The 16,573-nt window shown below is 70.3% G+C and carries 15 protein-coding genes and 2 pseudogenes; 7 read left to right on the forward strand and 10 right to left on the reverse strand.

What is annotated here, in order from left to right:
- The first annotated feature begins 25 nt into the window (after positions 1-25).
- The gene (locus IE198_RS03335; protein WP_189882365.1) at positions 26-1,126 is read left to right on the forward strand and encodes a catalase family protein; all 1,101 of its coding nucleotides are present in this window, start codon (positions 26-28) and stop codon (positions 1,124-1,126) included.
- A gap of 428 nt (positions 1,127-1,554) precedes the next feature.
- Positions 1,555-1,859 (forward strand): annotated as a pseudogene (locus IE198_RS03340) (glycoside hydrolase family 25 domain-containing protein); the annotation flags it as partial.
- Positions 1,860-1,910: 51 nt separating this feature from the next.
- On the opposite strand, the gene IE198_RS03345 reads toward IE198_RS03340, so the two are convergent.
- The 8 genes and pseudogenes from IE198_RS03345 to IE198_RS03380 all read right to left on the reverse strand — a co-directional run bounded on the left by IE198_RS03345 (position 1,911) and on the right by IE198_RS03380 (position 9,848).
- The gene (locus IE198_RS03345; RefSeq protein WP_229833708.1) at positions 1,911-3,362 is read right to left on the reverse strand and encodes a nucleobase:cation symporter-2 family protein; all 1,452 of its coding nucleotides are present in this window, start codon (positions 3,360-3,362) and stop codon (positions 1,911-1,913) included.
- Positions 3,363-3,581: 219 nt separating this feature from the next.
- Positions 3,582-4,982, reverse strand: coding sequence for an 8-oxoguanine deaminase (locus tag IE198_RS03350; protein WP_189882366.1), 1,401 nt, complete (start codon positions 4,980-4,982; stop codon positions 3,582-3,584).
- Positions 4,983-5,081: 99 nt separating this feature from the next.
- Positions 5,082-5,288 (reverse strand): annotated as a pseudogene (locus IE198_RS34935) (purine permease); the annotation flags it as partial.
- Between the two features lie 133 nt (positions 5,289-5,421).
- Positions 5,422-6,345 (reverse strand): factor-independent urate hydroxylase, encoded by a 924-nt coding sequence (pucL, locus tag IE198_RS03360; protein WP_189882369.1) that lies wholly within the window; start codon positions 6,343-6,345, stop codon positions 5,422-5,424.
- 5 nt (positions 6,346-6,350) lie between these two features.
- The gene (uraH, locus tag IE198_RS03365; RefSeq protein ID WP_189882371.1) at positions 6,351-6,764 is read right to left on the reverse strand and encodes a hydroxyisourate hydrolase; all 414 of its coding nucleotides are present in this window, start codon (positions 6,762-6,764) and stop codon (positions 6,351-6,353) included.
- On the reverse strand, positions 6,761-7,276 hold the full coding sequence (uraD, locus tag IE198_RS03370) for a 2-oxo-4-hydroxy-4-carboxy-5-ureidoimidazoline decarboxylase (protein WP_189882373.1): 516 nt from the start codon (positions 7,274-7,276) through the stop codon (positions 6,761-6,763). Before uraD ends, uraH begins: the two co-directional genes overlap by 4 nt.
- A 358-nt stretch (positions 7,277-7,634) precedes the next feature.
- The gene (locus tag IE198_RS03375; protein ID WP_189882375.1) at positions 7,635-8,723 is read right to left on the reverse strand and encodes an RNA polymerase sigma factor; all 1,089 of its coding nucleotides are present in this window, start codon (positions 8,721-8,723) and stop codon (positions 7,635-7,637) included.
- Between the two features lie 57 nt (positions 8,724-8,780).
- Positions 8,781-9,848, reverse strand: coding sequence for a lytic transglycosylase domain-containing protein (locus IE198_RS03380; protein WP_189882377.1), 1,068 nt, complete (start codon positions 9,846-9,848; stop codon positions 8,781-8,783).
- A gap of 176 nt (positions 9,849-10,024) precedes the next feature.
- Between IE198_RS03380 and IE198_RS03385 the strand changes: the two genes are divergently transcribed.
- The gene (locus IE198_RS03385) at positions 10,025-10,273 is read left to right on the forward strand and encodes a hypothetical protein (protein ID WP_189882815.1); all 249 of its coding nucleotides are present in this window, start codon (positions 10,025-10,027) and stop codon (positions 10,271-10,273) included.
- On the forward strand, positions 10,270-10,665 hold the full coding sequence (locus IE198_RS03390) for a helix-turn-helix domain-containing protein (RefSeq protein WP_189882379.1): 396 nt from the start codon (positions 10,270-10,272) through the stop codon (positions 10,663-10,665). Before IE198_RS03385 ends, IE198_RS03390 begins: the two co-directional genes overlap by 4 nt.
- 242 nt (positions 10,666-10,907) lie before the next feature.
- Here the strand turns inward: IE198_RS03390 and IE198_RS03395 are convergent, their stop codons facing one another.
- Together IE198_RS03395 and IE198_RS03400 are read right to left on the reverse strand one after the other, a co-directional pair.
- Positions 10,908-12,527 (reverse strand): ADP-ribosyltransferase domain-containing protein, encoded by a 1,620-nt coding sequence (locus IE198_RS03395; RefSeq protein WP_189882381.1) that lies wholly within the window; start codon positions 12,525-12,527, stop codon positions 10,908-10,910.
- 85 nt (positions 12,528-12,612) lie between these two features.
- On the reverse strand, positions 12,613-13,290 hold the full coding sequence (locus IE198_RS03400; RefSeq protein ID WP_189882383.1) for a macro domain-containing protein: 678 nt from the start codon (positions 13,288-13,290) through the stop codon (positions 12,613-12,615).
- Positions 13,291-14,024: 734 nt separating this feature from the next.
- Between IE198_RS03400 and IE198_RS03405 the strand changes: the two genes are divergently transcribed.
- From IE198_RS03405 to IE198_RS03415, 3 genes are read left to right on the forward strand one after another with little or no spacing between them, the layout of a single operon-like run.
- Positions 14,025-14,984 carry an ABC transporter ATP-binding protein gene (locus IE198_RS03405; RefSeq protein ID WP_189882385.1) on the forward strand — a complete coding sequence of 320 codons (960 nt, stop codon included), beginning with the start codon at positions 14,025-14,027 and terminating at the stop codon, positions 14,982-14,984.
- Positions 14,981-15,751 (forward strand): MlaE family ABC transporter permease, encoded by a 771-nt coding sequence (locus IE198_RS03410; RefSeq protein ID WP_100109946.1) that lies wholly within the window; start codon positions 14,981-14,983, stop codon positions 15,749-15,751. Before IE198_RS03405 ends, IE198_RS03410 begins: the two co-directional genes overlap by 4 nt.
- A gap of 3 nt (positions 15,752-15,754) precedes the next feature.
- Positions 15,755-16,573 carry an MlaE family ABC transporter permease gene (locus tag IE198_RS03415; protein ID WP_100109945.1) on the forward strand — a complete coding sequence of 273 codons (819 nt, stop codon included), beginning with the start codon at positions 15,755-15,757 and terminating at the stop codon, positions 16,571-16,573.

Consider the following 16,573-nt stretch of genomic DNA (forward strand, 5'->3'; position numbering starts at 1 on the left):
CTTCGGGCGCAGGAGGAGAACCCCCATGGAATTCGTCAGGTTCGAGACATACCGGCCCATTGAACGACCTACTTACCAGCAGGAGTTGGACGAAGTCGTCCAACAGGTCGCGGACCGCACCCGCGGATCCGTCGAGCGGCAGAAGGCCGGGCGCGCCGTCAGGACGGCGCACGGCAAGACCTACGGACTGGTGAAGGCCACGGTCACGGTGAGTGAGCTGGAGGGCCCGTACGCTCAGGGCATCTTCGCCGAGCCGGTGACGTACGACGCCGTGATCCGCTACTCCAACGGGCTCGGGCACCTGCGGGCCGACTCACTGCTGGGCGCGGCGTGCGGAATGGGCATCAAGATGTTCGGCGTGCCCGGCACATCACTGCTGACCGACGAGGCCGAGGCGACCACGTTCGACCTGAACCTGATCAACAACAAGGTCTTCTTCGCGAACACCGCGTACGACTACATGGTGATCGAGGAACTGTTCTCCGAACTGCCGGACGCCCTGGTGAACCCGGCGCGGCGCAAGTCCTGGATGGGCGAGTTCCTCACCCGGCGCGGGACGCTGGAGACGGCGGACGAGTGGCTGTGGGACGAGCTGTTCGCGATGCTCTCCTTCACCAGGGTCCAGCGGCAGAACCTGCTCTCGTACACCTACAACAGCATGGGCGCCTTCCGTTACGGCGACCACATCGCGAAGCTGCGCACGGTGCCCGTCACGCCGGTCGGCCACCTCGAGGTCGATGTCCAGGCGGACGGCGAGGCCTTCCGCAACACGCTGGTCGCAGAGGCGGCTGAGGGTGACCACGCCTTCGAGCTTCAGGTGCAGCTGAACACCGACCTGACCCGGATGCCGGTGGACAACACCTCGGTGGAGTGGCCCGAGCAGCTCTCCCCCTGGATCAGCGTCGCCAGGATCGACATTCCGCGCCAGGACATCGGCGGCGCGGAGAATCTCACCGCCGCGGACGGCACCTCGATCACTCCGTGGCGCGTGCGCGAGGACCATCGTCCGATCGGCGAGATCCAGCGGGTGCGCGAGGAGGTGTACCGCCGCTCCTCCGTCGAGCGTCACCGCCTCAACGGGCAGCCGCGGGTGGAGCCGCGGAGCAGCGCCGAACTGCTGAGCTGAGCCGTGGCAGGCGGCGTCCGGGAGGCCGGCCGGGGGGCGTCCCCGAGGACGAAGGACCGGTGCGCACAGGGTTGCTGACGATGCATCAGATCCGTCCACGCCCACACACACTGCGCACACCCGTCCGACCAGTCAGAACACGCGCCCAGGGGGGCCGGGCCCGAGGACGCGGTCCAGGTACGGGCCGGCGAACACGCCGACCGGGTCGAGGGCATCGCGCCGGGCGGTGAAGTCGGTGCAGCGTTTGGGGGCAGGTTGCGAAGCCGCCCGGTCGGGTCCATTCGTCACTCACTCGGCGTGGCCGCTCCGCCGAAGTTGTGCCAGGCCCGTTCTCACCTACGAAGCCAAGCATGGGACGACACCCTCGCCGGCTCCGCAGACGACGGGGAGGCGGTGATGCTCCCGGAGTGCCTCGTCGAGTTCGCGCCTACGAGGCGCGCACCACCCGCGACGTCGTCATCCACACGACCGCGAGCCGGTAGAACACCTGTACCGGCAACTGGACCGGGATGTACAGCAGGGCGCTGGGTCGGCCCACTGGGTCGTCAGCAACCCCACCGCCACCAACGGCTTCCCCACCTGGACCTTCTGGCAGTACACCGCGACCGGCCGGGTCAGCGGCGTCTTTGGGGACGTGGACCGCAACAAGTTCAACGGCACCACGACCCGGCTGCCGGCTCTCGCCGACAACATCGCCTCAGACACCGGGGCACAGCACTACGGCGCCGGGTGACGCCGTCCTCCGACGGCTTCACCCGGCGCCTGTGCCCTCGGTCCGGCCGCCTCAGTGCGCGGCGGCCGGTTCGGCGACCGCGGCCCCGGCCCCCTCCGGCGACGGCTCCTCCTGCGCACCGTCCTTGCGGCCCAGGTGGTTGAAGGCGAGGTTCAGCAGGATCGCCACGATGCAGCCGGTCGAGATGCCCGAGTCGAGGACGACGAGCAGATCCTCCGGCAAGGCGTGGTAGAACTGCGGCGCGGCGATCGGGATCAGGCCGATACCGACGGCCGCGGCGACGATCAGCGCGTTCTCGCCCTTCTCCAGCGCCGCCGTGGCCAGCGTCTGGATGCCGCTCGCCGCGACCGAGCCGAACAGGACGATGCCGGCGCCGCCGAGGACCGGCAGCGGTACGAGCGCGATCACGGACGCGGCGACGGGACAGAGGCCGAGCAGGATCAGGATGCCGCCGCCCGCGGCGACGACGAACCGGCTGCGCACCTTGGTCATCGCCACCAGGCCGATGTTCTGGGCGAACGCGCTGCACATGAAGCCGTTGAACAGCGGGCTGACGGCGCTGCCGAGGGTGTCGGCGCTCAGGCCGCCCTCGATGGTCCGCTCGTCCGCCGGGCGGTCGACGATCCGGCCGAGCGCGAGCATGTCGGCGGTGGACTCGGTCATACAGACCAGCATCACGATGCACATCGAGATGATCGCGGCCACTTCGAACTGCGGTGCGCCGAAGTGGAACGGCGTCGGGAAACCCACGATCCCGGCGTCCGTGATCGCGTCGAGGTCGGTCATGCCCAACGGGACGGCGACGACCGTGCCGACGACCAGGCCGAGCAGGACGGCGATCTGCTGGAGGAAACCGCGCAGCAGTCTCCGCAGCCCCAGCACGATCACGAACGTCAGGGCCGCCATGCCGATGTTCTTCATGGACCCGTAGTCGTCGGCGGTCGGGTTGCCGCCCTGCGACCAGTTGAAGGCGACCGGCAGCAGGGACACACCGATGAGGGTGATAACCGTGCCGGTGACGACGGGCGGGAAGAAGCGGACCAGTTTGGAGAAGTAAGGAGTGAGCAGGAAGCCCAGCACACTGGCGACGATGATCGCGCCGAAGATGACGGCGATGCCGTCGTAGCCGCGGTCCCTGCCGATGGCGACCATCGGGGTCACACCGGCGAAGGAGACGCCGTTGACGAACGGCAGCCGGGCGCCGACGCGCCAGAAGCCGAGTGTCTGGAGCAGGGTGGCTATACCGGCGGTGAACAGGCTCGCGCCCATCAGGAACGCGGTGTCCTTGGCGCTGAGGCCCACGGCGGGCCCCACGATCATGGGCGGGGCCACCACTCCCGCGTACATGGCGGCCACATGCTGCAGGCCACTGGTGAACATCTTGGAGGGCGGGAGGGTCTCGTCGACCGGGTGCTTGCGGTCGATCTCTTCAGGTGCATCGGGGGTCGGGGATTGCGCGGCCACGGCGGTGCCTCCGGTCGGGTTACACGTCGTCGGCGACATGTGGTGTCAAGGAGGTGGTGCGGGTGGTGCAGGTTGCACATACCGGGTCGCCCGAACCGGTGGTGCGGGTGGTGCCGTGTGCCGGGGTGGGCACGGGTCACCACCACCGGGAAGCGCGTACGTGCTCCGCACGCGCCTCCCGGCGACGGCTGCCGTGGACCCCGCTCGGGTCCACGGCCGCCGGCCGAGGGCCGTCCCCCTCGACCGGACTACCTTCGGTCAGCCCTGTGCGGCGATCCGCGCCAGGCGCTGTGCCTCGTCCCGCGTGGAGCGGGCGATGGCGTCCTCGTCCACCGTGGTGAGGTGGCCGGCCTCGACGACCGGCTTGCCGTCGACGAGGGAGAGTGAGACCGGGGCCGCCGCGCCGAAGACGAGGGCGACCACCGGGTCGGCGATGGAGGAGTGGGCGAGCGTGTCCAGCTTCCACAGCACCAGGTCGGCGAGTTTGCCGGGCTCGAGGGATCCGATCTGGCCGGCGCGGCCGAGGACCTGCGCGCCGCCGTAGGTGCCGAGCCGCAGCGCCTGACGGGCGTTCAGCGCCGCCTCGCGGTGCGCGCCGAGCCGGTTGATCAGCAGCGCGTTGCGCAGCTCCGTGTGCAGCTCACCGGACTCGTTGGACGCGGTGCCGTCGACGCCGAGGCCCACCGGCACGCCTGCCTTCAGCATGTCGGGCACGCGGGCGATACCGGCGGCCAGACGCGCGTTGGACGAGGGGCAGTGCGCGACGCCGGTGCCGGTACGGGCGAAGGCGGCGATGTCGGAGTCGTTCATGTGGACGCAGTGCGCCATCCACACGTCGGAGCCGAGCCAGCCCGTCGACTCGAAGTAGTCGGTCGGGCCCATGCCGAAGAGTTCCTTGCAGAACTCCTCCTCCTCGACGGTCTCCGAGCCGTGCGTGTGCAGCCGCACGCCCTTGCGGCGGGCCAGCTCCGCGCCCTGCCGCATCAGTTCGGTGGAGACGGAGAACGGCGAGCACGGTGCGACGGCGACCTGGGTCATCGCGTCGAAGGAGGCGTCGTGGTGCTGGTCGATCGTCTCCTCGGTGGCGGCCAGCGCCCCTTCGAGGGACTCGACCGCGAAGTCCGGCGGCAGACCGCCGTCCGACGTGCCGCGGTCCATCGAGCCGCGGGCGAGGGTGAACCGTACGCCCGTCTCGCGTGCGGCGCCGATGACGGCGCCGGACAGGTCACCGGAGCCCCGCGGGTAGACGTAGTGGTGGTCCATGGCGGTGGTGACACCGCCGCGGGCCATCATCGCGAGCGAGCCCTGCGCCGCGGCGCGGACCATCGGCTCGTCGATGCGCGCCCAGGTCGGGTAGAGGGCCACCAGCCAGTTGAAGAGGTTGTGGTCGGTCGCGAGCCCCCTGGTGATCCACTGGTAGAAGTGGTGGTGGGTGTTGACCAGGCCCGGCGTGACGAGGTGGCCGGTCCCGTCGATGCGGCGTACGACACCCCCCAGGCCCTCGGGGGCCCGGCCGGCTCCGACGGACTCGATCCTGTTGCCGGCGACGACGACATGTCCGCAGGCGTACTCCGAGTCGTCGGCGTCGACGGTGGCGATCGCGCAGTTCTCGATGACGATGCGCTCGAGAGCGCCGTCGTGGGCTGCCGAAGGTGCCATGGTGCTTCCTTCTTCTGTGATCGGCGAGGTGGGCACGGCAGGACCCTAGGAGGATTTGAGTGCCGCAGCCGTGCGGCTGCGGGTGCCGAGATGGTGGAAGAACAGGGTGAGCGGCAGGGCCACTTGCTTGAGGAAGCCGCGGCCGAAGCGCTGGAGGAGCGGGATGACGGCGCGGGTGGTACCGGTCGACGCCAAGTGCTTGATGGCCCGGAAGTCGGCCGCGGTGGCGTCGCCGCCCTGCGCCCGGGCGACCGGCACGGCCATCGGCGGGACGCCGGTGAGGGCGGGGACGACGCCGCTGACCAGTGCGACGAGCGGTACTGAGCCAGGGCCCGGTGGTCCGTCCGCCGGCTCTGTTGCAGGCTGTGCCATGGTTCTTCCCTCCGGTCCGGCCGGCCCCCGCCGGGCTGCGGGCGGGCGGGGGCAGGTCGGTCCCGCGTCAGAGGTTGGTCATGTCGACCGGGATCTTCGGCTCGACGCCGTCCCGCAGGACGGTGGCCTCGATCAGGCCGTACGGGCGGTCCGCCGCGAAGTAGACCTCGTTGTCGTTCTTGAGGCCGAACGGCTCGAGGTCCACCAGGAAGTGGTGCTTGTTCGGCAGTGAGAAGCGGATCTCGTCGATCTCGCTGCGGCTGTTGATGATGCGCGAACCCATCTGGTAGAGCGTCTGCTGCAGGGAGAGAGAGTAGGTCTCCGCGAAGGCCTGGAGCATGTGCTTCTTCGCCTGCTCGTAGGACTTGTCCCAGTTCGGCATGCGGTCCTCGTCCGAGGTCCAGTTGTAGCGCCACTGCGCGGCGACCTGGGTGGCCAGGATCCGGTCGTACGCCTCTTGGAGAGTGGTGTACTTGTCCTTGACGTAGCCCCAGAACTCGGAGTTGGTCGAGTTCATCACGGTCAGGTCCTTGAGGCCGGAGACGACCTCCCACTGTTCACCGTCGAAGGTGATCTGGGTGGTGCGGACCTCCTGGCCCTTGCGGACGAAGGAGTGCTTCACCTCGTCGGCGCCGATGAACTTCGAGTTGCCGTCGGAGGTCTCGATCCGCTCCCAGGCGTACTCCTCGATCCGGATGCGTGCCCGGTGGATCGGCTCCTGGCTGGTGACGAAGTGGCGGGCGAGGTGGATGCCGAACTGCTCGGCGGACTCGATGCCGTACTCCTTGGCGAACGCGTACACCGTGTTCTTGGTGGTGTCGGTCGGCAGGACGTTGGCGTTGGAGCCGGAGTAGTGCACGTCGTCCATGTCGCCGGAGAGGGCGACGGAGACGTTCAGGTCCTTGATGTGGTGGGTGTCGCCGTCCCGCGTGATCTTGACGACTCGGTTCTCTGCTTTGCCGTACTGGTTCTGGCCGAGAATCGTGGGCATGTCTGCTAGCTCCCTCGGTAAACGGAGTAGCCGAACGGGTTGAGCAGCAGCGGTACGTGGTAGTGCTCGCCCGGCACGACGGCGAAGGTGATCGCCACCTCGGGGAAGAACACACCGCTCGCACCGCTGTCCCGATTCGCGGGGGCGTCCTGCTGCGCATCGGCTTGCTTCTTCGCACTGTGCTTGTCCAAGAAATACGCCTCGGTCTCGTAGTCGAGACGTACGTGCGTCGTCCCTTCCGGCAGCGCCGGCAGGTCCTTGCAGCGCCCGTCCGCGTCGGTGGCGGAGCCGCCGAGCGCCTCCCACTGCGCCTTGTGGCCGCTGCGGGCCGACAGCGAGATGGCGACGCCCTCCGCGGGGCGGCCGACGCTGGTGTCCAGGATGTGCGTGGACACCGAGGCGGTGGTTTCCGTGCTCATGTGCTTTCTTCCTGCTCTACGAGACGGGTCAGACGGATGCGGTTGATCTTGCCCAGTTCGGTGCGGACGATCTCCCGCTCCTGTTCGGGCGAGTTGTCGATCCGCTCGCGGACGGCGTCCCGCATCTGCTCACCGGTGCGGCCGGTGGCGCAGATCAGGAAGACATGGCCGAATCTGTCCTGGTAGGCGAGGTTCAGCTCGAGCATTTCGGCCTTGAGCGCCTCGGAGGCGCCGGCCATCCCGCTCTGTTCGCGAGATGAGGTCGGGTCTCCTGGCTTCGGCCGGCCGATCGGCGGGTGACCTGCCATCGCCTCGGCCAGATCCTCTGCGGTCAGTTCCGCCATGGCGGCGTCACTGGCCTGGAAAAGGGCGTCGGTGTCGGCGTACGGTCGCCGGGCGAGCAGTTTGCTCCCCCACGCCGAACTGGCGCACACCTCGTGCAGTGCGGCCAGGGCCGCACTGTCCTCGGAGGCGTTGAACCGGGCGAGGCCCGGGTTCGGAAGTGAAGTCACGGGAGCCTCCGTGGCTTGTTTCATCGCGGTGCGTCGGACGGGCTGCGGATAGCTAACGCCCTTCGGCAACGTGACGTCAACACTTTGTTGAAAACTTGGGGTGCCCAATACCGCCCCCGATCGTCGCGGGGCACCGCCTTCGGGTGGCATTGCGCCGCCCCACCAGGGCCTTTGCGCCATTTACAGCATCTCGCCGCCGTCCAGCACCCGATGTCTGAAGCATCCCCAGCGACCGAGCGCACAACGGCGCCCGCCCCGGCGTCGGTCCGGGGCTTGCCCCGCCGCACGGCGGGGCCGCACATCAGGAGGGGCGGAGTGGGGAAACGGCCCGCCGCGACGCCCCGCGCCGTGCCGGGCGCTACGGCTGTGCGGGAGACAGGGGCAGCGAGGGCGCGGGCGGGGCCGTCGGCCCGTCCGGCAGCAGCACCGAGGGATCGGCGGGCGCGGACGCCGACGGCGCGGCCGGCAGATCCGGCGTGCCCACCGACGTCGACGGCAGCGGTGGCAGGGACGGGGCCAGCCCCTCGACGCCGGAGACGCTCGGCACGGGCAGGCCCTTGACCGAAGGCGTGGACAGCGGCAGCGCCGGCAGCGGGACGTCGGGCAGTTTTGGCAACGGCAGGCCACGGTCGCCGGCCGGGCGGGTCGAGCCCGAGGACCGGCCCGGTGCCGGAGTGGGAGAGGGGGCGCCGGCGTCCGGTGAGGCAGCCGTGCTGCCCCGGGCCGGGGCGTGGGACTCGCTCGCGTCCGTCACGGCGGGCCCGGGACGCGGCCCGGGGGCGTCGTCGTGGACGTACGGCAGGACGAAGCCCGCCACCGCCAGCGTCGCCGCCGTCGACGCGAGAGCGACCGCCTGCGCATTGCCGCCGCCCCCGCCGCCCGGCCTGGCGCCGCGGCCGCACAGCCACAGCACCAGTCCCAGGGTCGCCGCCAGCGAGTTGCGCAGGGTGCGACGGGCGCGCGCGAGCAGGGACTCCACGGTGCGGTAGCTCAGGCCCATCTTGGTGGCGACCTGGCCCACGTCCAGGTCCTCCGACTTGAGCCACAGGGCCTCCGCCTGGCGGGCGGGCAGTTCGGAGCTGCGCCTGGCGAGCCATCGGGCCTCCGCCTGGTCGCAGACCGCCTCCTCGACGGGTACCGGGCCCGGCGGGTGCAGCCGCGGGCTGCTGCGCACCTGTGTCTCCCGGTTGACCTGGCGGTAGCGGTCCACGCAGAGCCGCATCGTCACCGTCGTCAGCCACGCGCCCAGCCGCTCGTCGTCGAGGTGCGGGTGCTCCGCGGCCCGCAGCATCGCCTCGTGCACGGCGTCCTCGGCGTCCTCGGGGCTCATCGACCGTCGGCGGGCGACCTTCAGCAGGTCCTCGCGGTGGCTCCAGGCGCGCTGCCAGCGCGCCTGGGACTCCCTGCCCGTCCCGTCGGGCTGGGCAGGCTGCATCTCCGTAGCCATGAGGGGCCCCTTCGCTCACACCCGCCGGTCGACGTCCTTGCCCGGCGGGTGGCGACATTACCGCCCGGTATCCGGAATTGTGGAGGGGGCTGCCCTCATCGAGTCCGTTCCGTTGCTGGTCATTCCCCCGGCGCCGGGCAGCACGGTGTCGCCGGGCAGCTCCAGGTCCGGGTGGGGCAGCGGCAGGAGGGGTTCCGCCGGTTCCGGGTCACCGGCCGGTGCGCTCTTGCCGGGGGAGGGCGAGGGCGAGGCGGAGGGGCGGGTTGTGCCGGCCGTCGCGGTGGGCGACGGCGATGCCGGACGGGTCGGTCGCGGCTCCGCCGCACGCGTGCGCTCCGGTGCGGGAACGGTGTCCGCCCGGGCGCCGCCGGCGTCGGGGACGAGGCGGTGCCCCGCGAGGTAGTAGGTGTACCAGGCCAGCGCCGTCCGCAGGTAGGCGGTGGAATGGTTGTACGAGAGGACCGAGCGCTCCAGATCACCCGGGTCGGACAGGTTCCGGCCGCCCGCGCACAGATAGCGTCCGGCGGCGAGCGCCGCGTCGAAGACGTTCTGCGGGTCGGCCCGCCCGTCGCCGTTGCCGTCGGCGCCCCAGTCCGCCCAGGTGGTGGGGATGAACTGCATCGGCCCGACCGCCCGGTCGTAGACCGTGTCCCCGTCGTACAACCCGCCGTCGCTGTCCCGTATGAGCGCGAAGCCGTCGCCGTCCAGCTGCGGGCCGAGGATCGGCGTCACAGTGGTGCCGTCGGCGGTGACCCGGCCACCGCGCGCCTGCCCGGACTCGACCTGGCCGATCGCCGCGAGGAGCTGCCAGCGCAGAGCACAGCCGGGCGCGCTGAGGGCGAGTTCCGTCTCCGCGGCCCGGTACGCGGCGAACACCGTGGCGGGGAGTGCCCCCGCCGTCGGCGCGGCGGAGTCCGCGGCGACCGGACCCTCGACGGGATCCGGCGTCCGCAGCGGTGGCAGTTCCGTGCGGTATGTGCCGTCGCCGGCGGTGTCCGGCGCCGACGACGGACGCTGCTGGCCGGCCGCGACGGCGGCCCCCGGCCCCTGCGAAGCGGTGAGTGCCGCCATGGCCGCGGTGACGAGCGCCGTTGCCTTGACGCCTCTGCGTGTGCGTCCTGTCATGATGCAGACCCCTCCCTGTGCCGCCGGGCCGGAACACGGGCCGGCGCGGCTCGTCTCCTTTGCTCTACGCGGGAGCGCGGCGGGTCCGTCGCGTCATGACATGCGATTCCGCGGCGGGCAGGTGGACACGGGGTACGGGACAGGTGCCCGCGCGCCGCGGCTAACGTGGAGGCATGGTGCGACTGAGAGTGGAGTTCACGACGGAGCCGTTCGATCTGGACGAGCCGCCGCCGCACGCCCTGGCGGTACGTGAGGTCGTGCAGGGGGCGGAGCTGGACGCGGTGGACGTCGGGCCGTTCGGCAACACGGCCGAGGGCGGCGCGGAGCAGGTTCTGGGCGCGGTGGACGCGCTGCTGCGCAAGGCGCTGGAGAACGGTGCCACTCGGGTCTCGTTGCAGGTCAACGTGGTGGAGGGTGAGGGATGACGGCCCTGGACCACGCCCTCGCGCAGGCCGTGAAGCCGCTCGTGGACGCCATGGGCGGTGTGCTGATCGAGCCCGGTGAGGCCGCGGCGGACGACGTCATACTCAGCTGGGAGGGCGAGGAGGTCCTCGCCGTGCGTCTTCCGCAGCTCGCGGACTCCCTGGACCACATCCTCGCGGCGCTGGAGCGGCAGCACGGCCGGCCGCTGGCCGAACTGGACCGCAGGACCAAGCAGTCCATCGTCAGGACGCTGGAGTCGCGCGGCGCGTTCTCCGTGCGGCACGGCGTGGAGACGGTGGCCGGCGCCCTGGGCGTCAGCCGCTTCACCGTCTACAACTACCTGAACCGGGAAACCACGGAGCGGAAAGCAAAACCGCAGGTCGAAGGAGACTGAGGACTGTCCCGCCAATGATCTCCGCGGCATCCGCTGCGAAGGCGACCTCGGACGATGGCTCCGACGGCAGGCGAACTCCTGGACGGAGCTGTCGGAAGAGCAGCAACGGCGGCTGTCCGGGCCGGACGTGGCCCGCCGAGGGGCCAGTCCCCGCACCGGCAGCCGCCGCGGGCCCGCTGCCCACCGCGTTCCGCCGCGGCCTGACCGCCCGAGCCGCGGTTCGAGGGCCGACGGGCCGGCGGTCAGGAGACGAGGTGGGCAGCGTCCGCTTCGGTCAGCTTGACCGTGCACAGGCCGCCGCGCTCGCTCTTCACATCTGTCACCTTGAGCTGGGTGCCCGGTGCGAGGATGTATTCCTCCTCCCCGGTGAAGGCGGAGAAGCTCCTGATCCCCACCGCTCGCGCGGGAGTGACCTCAAAGAGTGTCCGCTTGCCGCGGCTCCCCAGGAATGACCGGGCCACGCTCAGCTCGGAGGTGCACGAGGACACGCCCCACCAGGTCACCGTCTGCCCGACCGGGTACTGCCCCCGCAGGTCCAGAGACACACCGCGCCACAGCGGCTGGGTGTGGGCAGGCAGCCCCGAGACCGCCGAGAACAGCAGCCGCAGGTACGGGAGGTAGGGCACGACCTTCGTCCGGTCCGGGGAGCGGAGGACGGCGTTGATCTCGCGGTAGAAGGCGGACTCGCAGGTGTAGAGGTAGAGCGCGGCGATCGCGTCGGCGGACAGGCCGCTGACCGTCTCGTCCGCCCGCCGCTTGCCGAACTCCCCGGACCGGTCGATGTGCCGGCCGAGACCGGACAGCACCTCGGCGACCGGGGCGACGGCGTCCTGGAAGTCCATCAGCGGGGTGTCGAACACACCGGTGATCGCCGGGAGGACGAGCCCCTCGTCCTTGACGCTGGTGAGCCGCTCCAGATACAGCTGGTGCAGTTCCATGGTCGACGCGATGAAGGCGCCCATGCGCGCCGCGACATCGCCGTCCGTACCGTCGGCGCCGACCGCCCCCTCGTCCCACCCCTTGCTCGGCAGCCAGTCGATGTCCTCGGCGCCCAGCGACGCGAGTGCTGCGTTCACCGTGGCGAAGTGGTCCCCCTCGCAGAAGACGTCGCCCTGGGCCGCAGGGTTGGCGTGGTCGATGTGCCGGACCTCGACGTCCGGGTACTTCTCCTGGAGCCGCAGGACGACCTTCTTCAGGTTGCGCGCGTGGGCCCCCCACCAGGCGAAGACGACGCCGCGGTCCTCCTCGTCCGCGTCCTGCTTGGCCTTGAGGATCTCCTCGACGATCCGTTCGACGACGGGCCGCCAGAACGCGGTGTGCCGGTCGGCCCCCATCGCGCCGTCGCCACTGGCGGTGAGCGAGGCATTCAGCAGCAGCACGCCCTGCGTGAGCATCGCCTGGAACCACTCCGGCGGCTGGACCGTCTCTCGCTCCTTCAACAGGGCGCGGACATCGGCGATGGGCGTCTTCTTGGCGATGCCGTACTTCCACATGGCCGCCGCCTTGATGATGCAGCGGATGCTGACGACCCTGCCGAACTGGCTGTCCTTCCAGTCGTTGAAGGTGTTGTCGAACATGGCTATGCCGGTGGCGCTCTCCGGCCGCGGGTACGGGTTCTGACCGAAAACGACCACCTTCCACTTGTGCGGCGGGGTGGGCTTGAGCGCCTGGAAGGTCAGTTCCCGGACCGGGACGACCTCCGGGCTGCGGCCCTGGCCGATGAACTCGGCGGCATCCGGCTGCGCCTCGATGACGGGCTTCAGGAGCGGAAGCCAGGGTTCACCGCCGCCCTTGAAGAGTTCGGTGAGGGCCAGCGGGTCGTTCGCGTCGGGCTGGGCCGGGGGGAGGGTGGCGTCGCTCATGAGGGAAGGGCTCCCGGTCGTCGTACCTGAGGAATGGAGGTGGCCGGCGGGCTCAGCGGACGGGTGGCCGGCGGAGTGGACGGGATCAAGGGCGAAAGGAATGCCCTTTCGGCGGCACGATGCGCACCCGCTTCGCGACCGGCGCGTTCTCGATGCCGTCGAGCTGCGCGGTGATCGTGGCGCGCAGCTCGTCGTCGTCCTCGAACCAGTGGTCGTGGAAGAGCGTGTAGCCGGTCCACATCAAGTTGGCGCAGACCCGGGCCGGCACCCGGCCGGTCTGCGCGCCCATCCCGACCAGTGCCACCGAGCGGATGCTGCCCGACACCTGCCGGTTCTGCCGGTGGACGGCCTGGAACGCGGCGGCGCACGCCAAGGCCACGTTCAGCGTTTCACTCACGTTCTGCGAGGACTGCACCATGGTCGGCGTCGATATCAGGTACCGCGGGACGGTCGCCCCCGACGGGACGCAGACCGCGCTGCCCACCGGGAGGGTCCCGGCGAACCGGTCGCGGATCGCCCGCTGCACGCGCAACTGGATACCGGCTCCGAGGTGCCGCTTGATGACAGCGTCGACCCCGCCGTCCATCCGGCCCCGGGAGTTGGTCGGAGTGACCCAGGCGTCGACGTCCTCGTCGAGGATCGAGCCGCTGCGGATCTCGATCCCGGGAGTGTCGGCGAACGCAGCCCGCCACGCCTCCACCACCCGCTCGTTGACGTCGGTCAGTACCACCCTGAGCGCGGGCTTCACACGGTTCTCGGTCATCGTCCACTCCTGTCGGGAAACGGCCCTTCCAGCACCCCCGACGCTAACGGCCACCACTGACAACGCCGCGGCGGGAAGGGCACGATGACGTGCCGTCACGCCGCCGGGCACGCCCGCCGGTGACCGGGTTCGGCCGCGTGTCGTCCCCATCGTTCGGAACCGAGCTGAAAGGGCTCCGGCTTGCCCATGGGGCTGGGCCAGGCCTCGGCCCTCGCCCGGTGCAGCGGGGACTTGCCGGCGCCAAAGCCGCTCCAGGCGACCCCGCGTACCGGAATCGCCCCGACGCCGACTCCGTCAATGCGGAGGGGGCCGAGCACCTCGGCTCCCTCCGGGCCGAGCACCTCGGCCTCGACGCCGAACGATGACGGCTGCTCGCTCGGAAAGTACGCGGTCGTCGTGTGTGTCAGGCGGCCCGGCCCGTGAGCGCTCCGGGGGCCCGGGGCACACCGCCACGCTGCGGTGGTGGGTGGACCGGGTGATCGAGTAGGCCCGGCCGGGCAGGGCCTGCGCACAGCGCGGTAGGGGGCCGGGCGGAGCCCGATTCGGGGGCCCGGGCGGAGCCCGGTCCGGAAGGGGCGGGGAGGGGGAACGGCTCCGCACAGTGGCCACGCCCTCACACTCCCGACCCGCCCCCGAAACCCGCCCGCAAAAAAACTTCACCCTGCGGCGACGGACCCCGCCCCCCTCCCCGTAGAGCAGGTGTCGGACCGCTCCACGGCTGAAGGGTGTACCGGATGGGTGTCGAGATCTGTGTGGAAGGGCTCACCAAGTCCTTCGGGCACCAGGTCATCTGGCAGGACGTCTCCCTGACCCTGCCCGCCGGTGAGGTTTCCGTGATGCTCGGACCCTCGGGCACCGGCAAGTCCGTCTTCCTCAAGACGCTCGTCGGGCTGCTGAAGCCCGAGCGCGGGTCGATCCGGATCGCGGGACAGGACATCACCGCCCTGCGCGAGCACGACCTCTACGAGGTGCGGAAGCTCTTCGGCGTGCTGTTCCAGGACGGCGCGCTGTTCGGGTCGATGAACCTCTACGACAACATCGCCTTCCCTCTCCGCGAGCACACCCGCAAGCCGGAGAGCGAGATCCGCCGCATCGTCCTCGAGAAGATGGACATGGTGGGTCTGATCGGCGCGGAGGACAAGCTGCCCGGCGAGATTTCGGGTGGTATGCGAAAGCGCGCCGGTCTCGCCCGTGCGCTGGTCCTCGACCCGGAGATCATCCTCTTCGACGAGCCGGACTCGGGTCTCGACCCCGTACGCGTGGCGTACCTGAACCAGCTGATCGTCGACCTCAACGCGCAGATCGACGCGACGTTCCTGATCGTCACCCATGACATCGCCTCCGCCCGGCAGGTCCCGGACAACATCGGGCTGCTGTTCCGACGCGAGCTGGTGATGTTCGGGCCGCGTGAGCAGCTGCTGACCAGCGAGGAGCCAGTGGTGCGGCAATTCCTCAACGGCCGGATGCAGGGGCCGATCGGCATGGCGGAGGAGAAGGACGCCGCGCAGGTCGAGCAGGAGCTCGCGCAGCTCGGCGAGGCGGAGGACCCCGCGGCTCCCGGCATACCGGACCTGACGCCGCGGCTGCTGCCCACCAAGGGCATCGAGCGGCCGCCCCGCTGGGAGGCCATCGCCGAACGTGAGTCGCTGCGGCAGGTCCGGGCGTCGGCGCGCGGAAAGGCGGGGCACGCATGAGCCTGTCACCCACCGGCGCGCTGCGGCAGTCGGGCAGCCTGTTCGCCATGGGGCTCGACGTCCTGCGCACGATCCCCAAGCGGCCCTTCCAGCTCCGGGAGTTCATCCAGCAGGCGTGGTTCGTCGCGAGTGTGACGATCCTGCCGACGGCGCTGGTGTCGATCCCGTTCGGCGCGGTCATCGCGTTGCAGATCGGCAGTCTGACCCGGCAGCTCGGCGCCCAGTCGTTCTCGGGCGCGGCCTCCGTGCTCGCGGTGCTGCGGGAGGCGTCGCCGATCGTGACGGCGCTGCTGATCGCGGGTGCGGGCGGCACGGCGATCTGTGCGGATCTCGGCGCGCGCAAGATCCGCGAGGAGATCGACGCGATGCAGGTGCTCGGCATCGACCCGATCCACCGGCTGGTCGTGCCGAGGGTGCTGGCCACGATGCTGGTGGCGGTGCTGCTCAACGGCCTGGTGTCGGTGGTCGGGGTGGCCGGCGGCTACTTCTTCAACGTGGTGCTGCAGAACGGCACTCCGGGCGCCTACCTCGCCTCGTTCACCACACTCGCCCAGCTCTCCGACCTCTGGGCGGCGGAGCTCAAGGCACTCGTTTTCGGGGCGATCGCCGCGATCGTCGCCTCGTACAAGGGGCTGACCGCGAAGGGTGGTCCGAAGGGCGTCGGTGACGCGGTGAACCAGTCGGTGGTCATCACCTTCATGTTGCTGTTCGTGACGAACTTCGTGATGACCGCCGTGTACTTCCAAATCGTTCCGCAGAGGGGCTGAGCGATGCCGCTGTTGAATCGTGTGCTTCCGCCGCAGCTCGAGGAGTTGGGCAGGCAGCTGGTCTTCTACGGCCGTTCGCTGGCCTGGACCGGGCGCACCCTGCGCCGCTACAAGAAGGAGATCCTGCGACTGCTCGCGGAGGTGAGTTTCGGCCGTGGCGCGCTCGCCGTCGTCGGCGGCACCGTCGGGGTGATCGCGTTCCTGTCGTTCTTCACCGGCACCGAGGTCGGCCTGCAGGGATACGCGGCGCTCAACCAGCTCGGCACGTCGAACTTCGTGGCGTTCCTGTCCGCGTACTTCAACACCCGGGAGATCGCCCCGCTGGTGGCGGGCCTGGCGCTCTCCGCGACGGTCGGGGCCGGGTTCACCGCGCAGCTGGGCGCGATGCGGATCAGCGAGGAGACCGACGCGCTCGAGGTGATGGGCGTCCCGTCGCTGCCGTTCCTGGTGACGACGCGGATGATCGCCGGGTTCGTCGCCGTGATCCCGCTGTACGTGATCGGGCTGCTGTCCTCGTACTTCGCCGCCCGCACCATCACCACCGGCTACTACGGGCAGTCCACCGGCACCTACGACCACTACTTCCAGCAGTATCTGCCGCCGGTCGACGTGCTGTGGTCCTTCGGCAAGGTGATCGTCTTCGCCGTCGTGATCATCCTGGTGCACTGCTACTACGGCTACTACGCGAGCGGTGGCCCGGCCGGTGTCGGCGTCGCGGTCGGGCGTGCGGTGCGGACCTCGATCGTGGCGATCAACATTCTCGACTTCTTCCTCAGCCTGGCGATCTGGGGCGCCAACACGACCGTACGGATAGCGGGGTAG

The sequence above is a fragment of the Streptomyces xantholiticus genome (assembly GCF_014651015.1).
Taxonomy (GTDB): Bacteria; Actinomycetota; Actinomycetes; order Streptomycetales; family Streptomycetaceae; genus Streptomyces; species Streptomyces xantholiticus.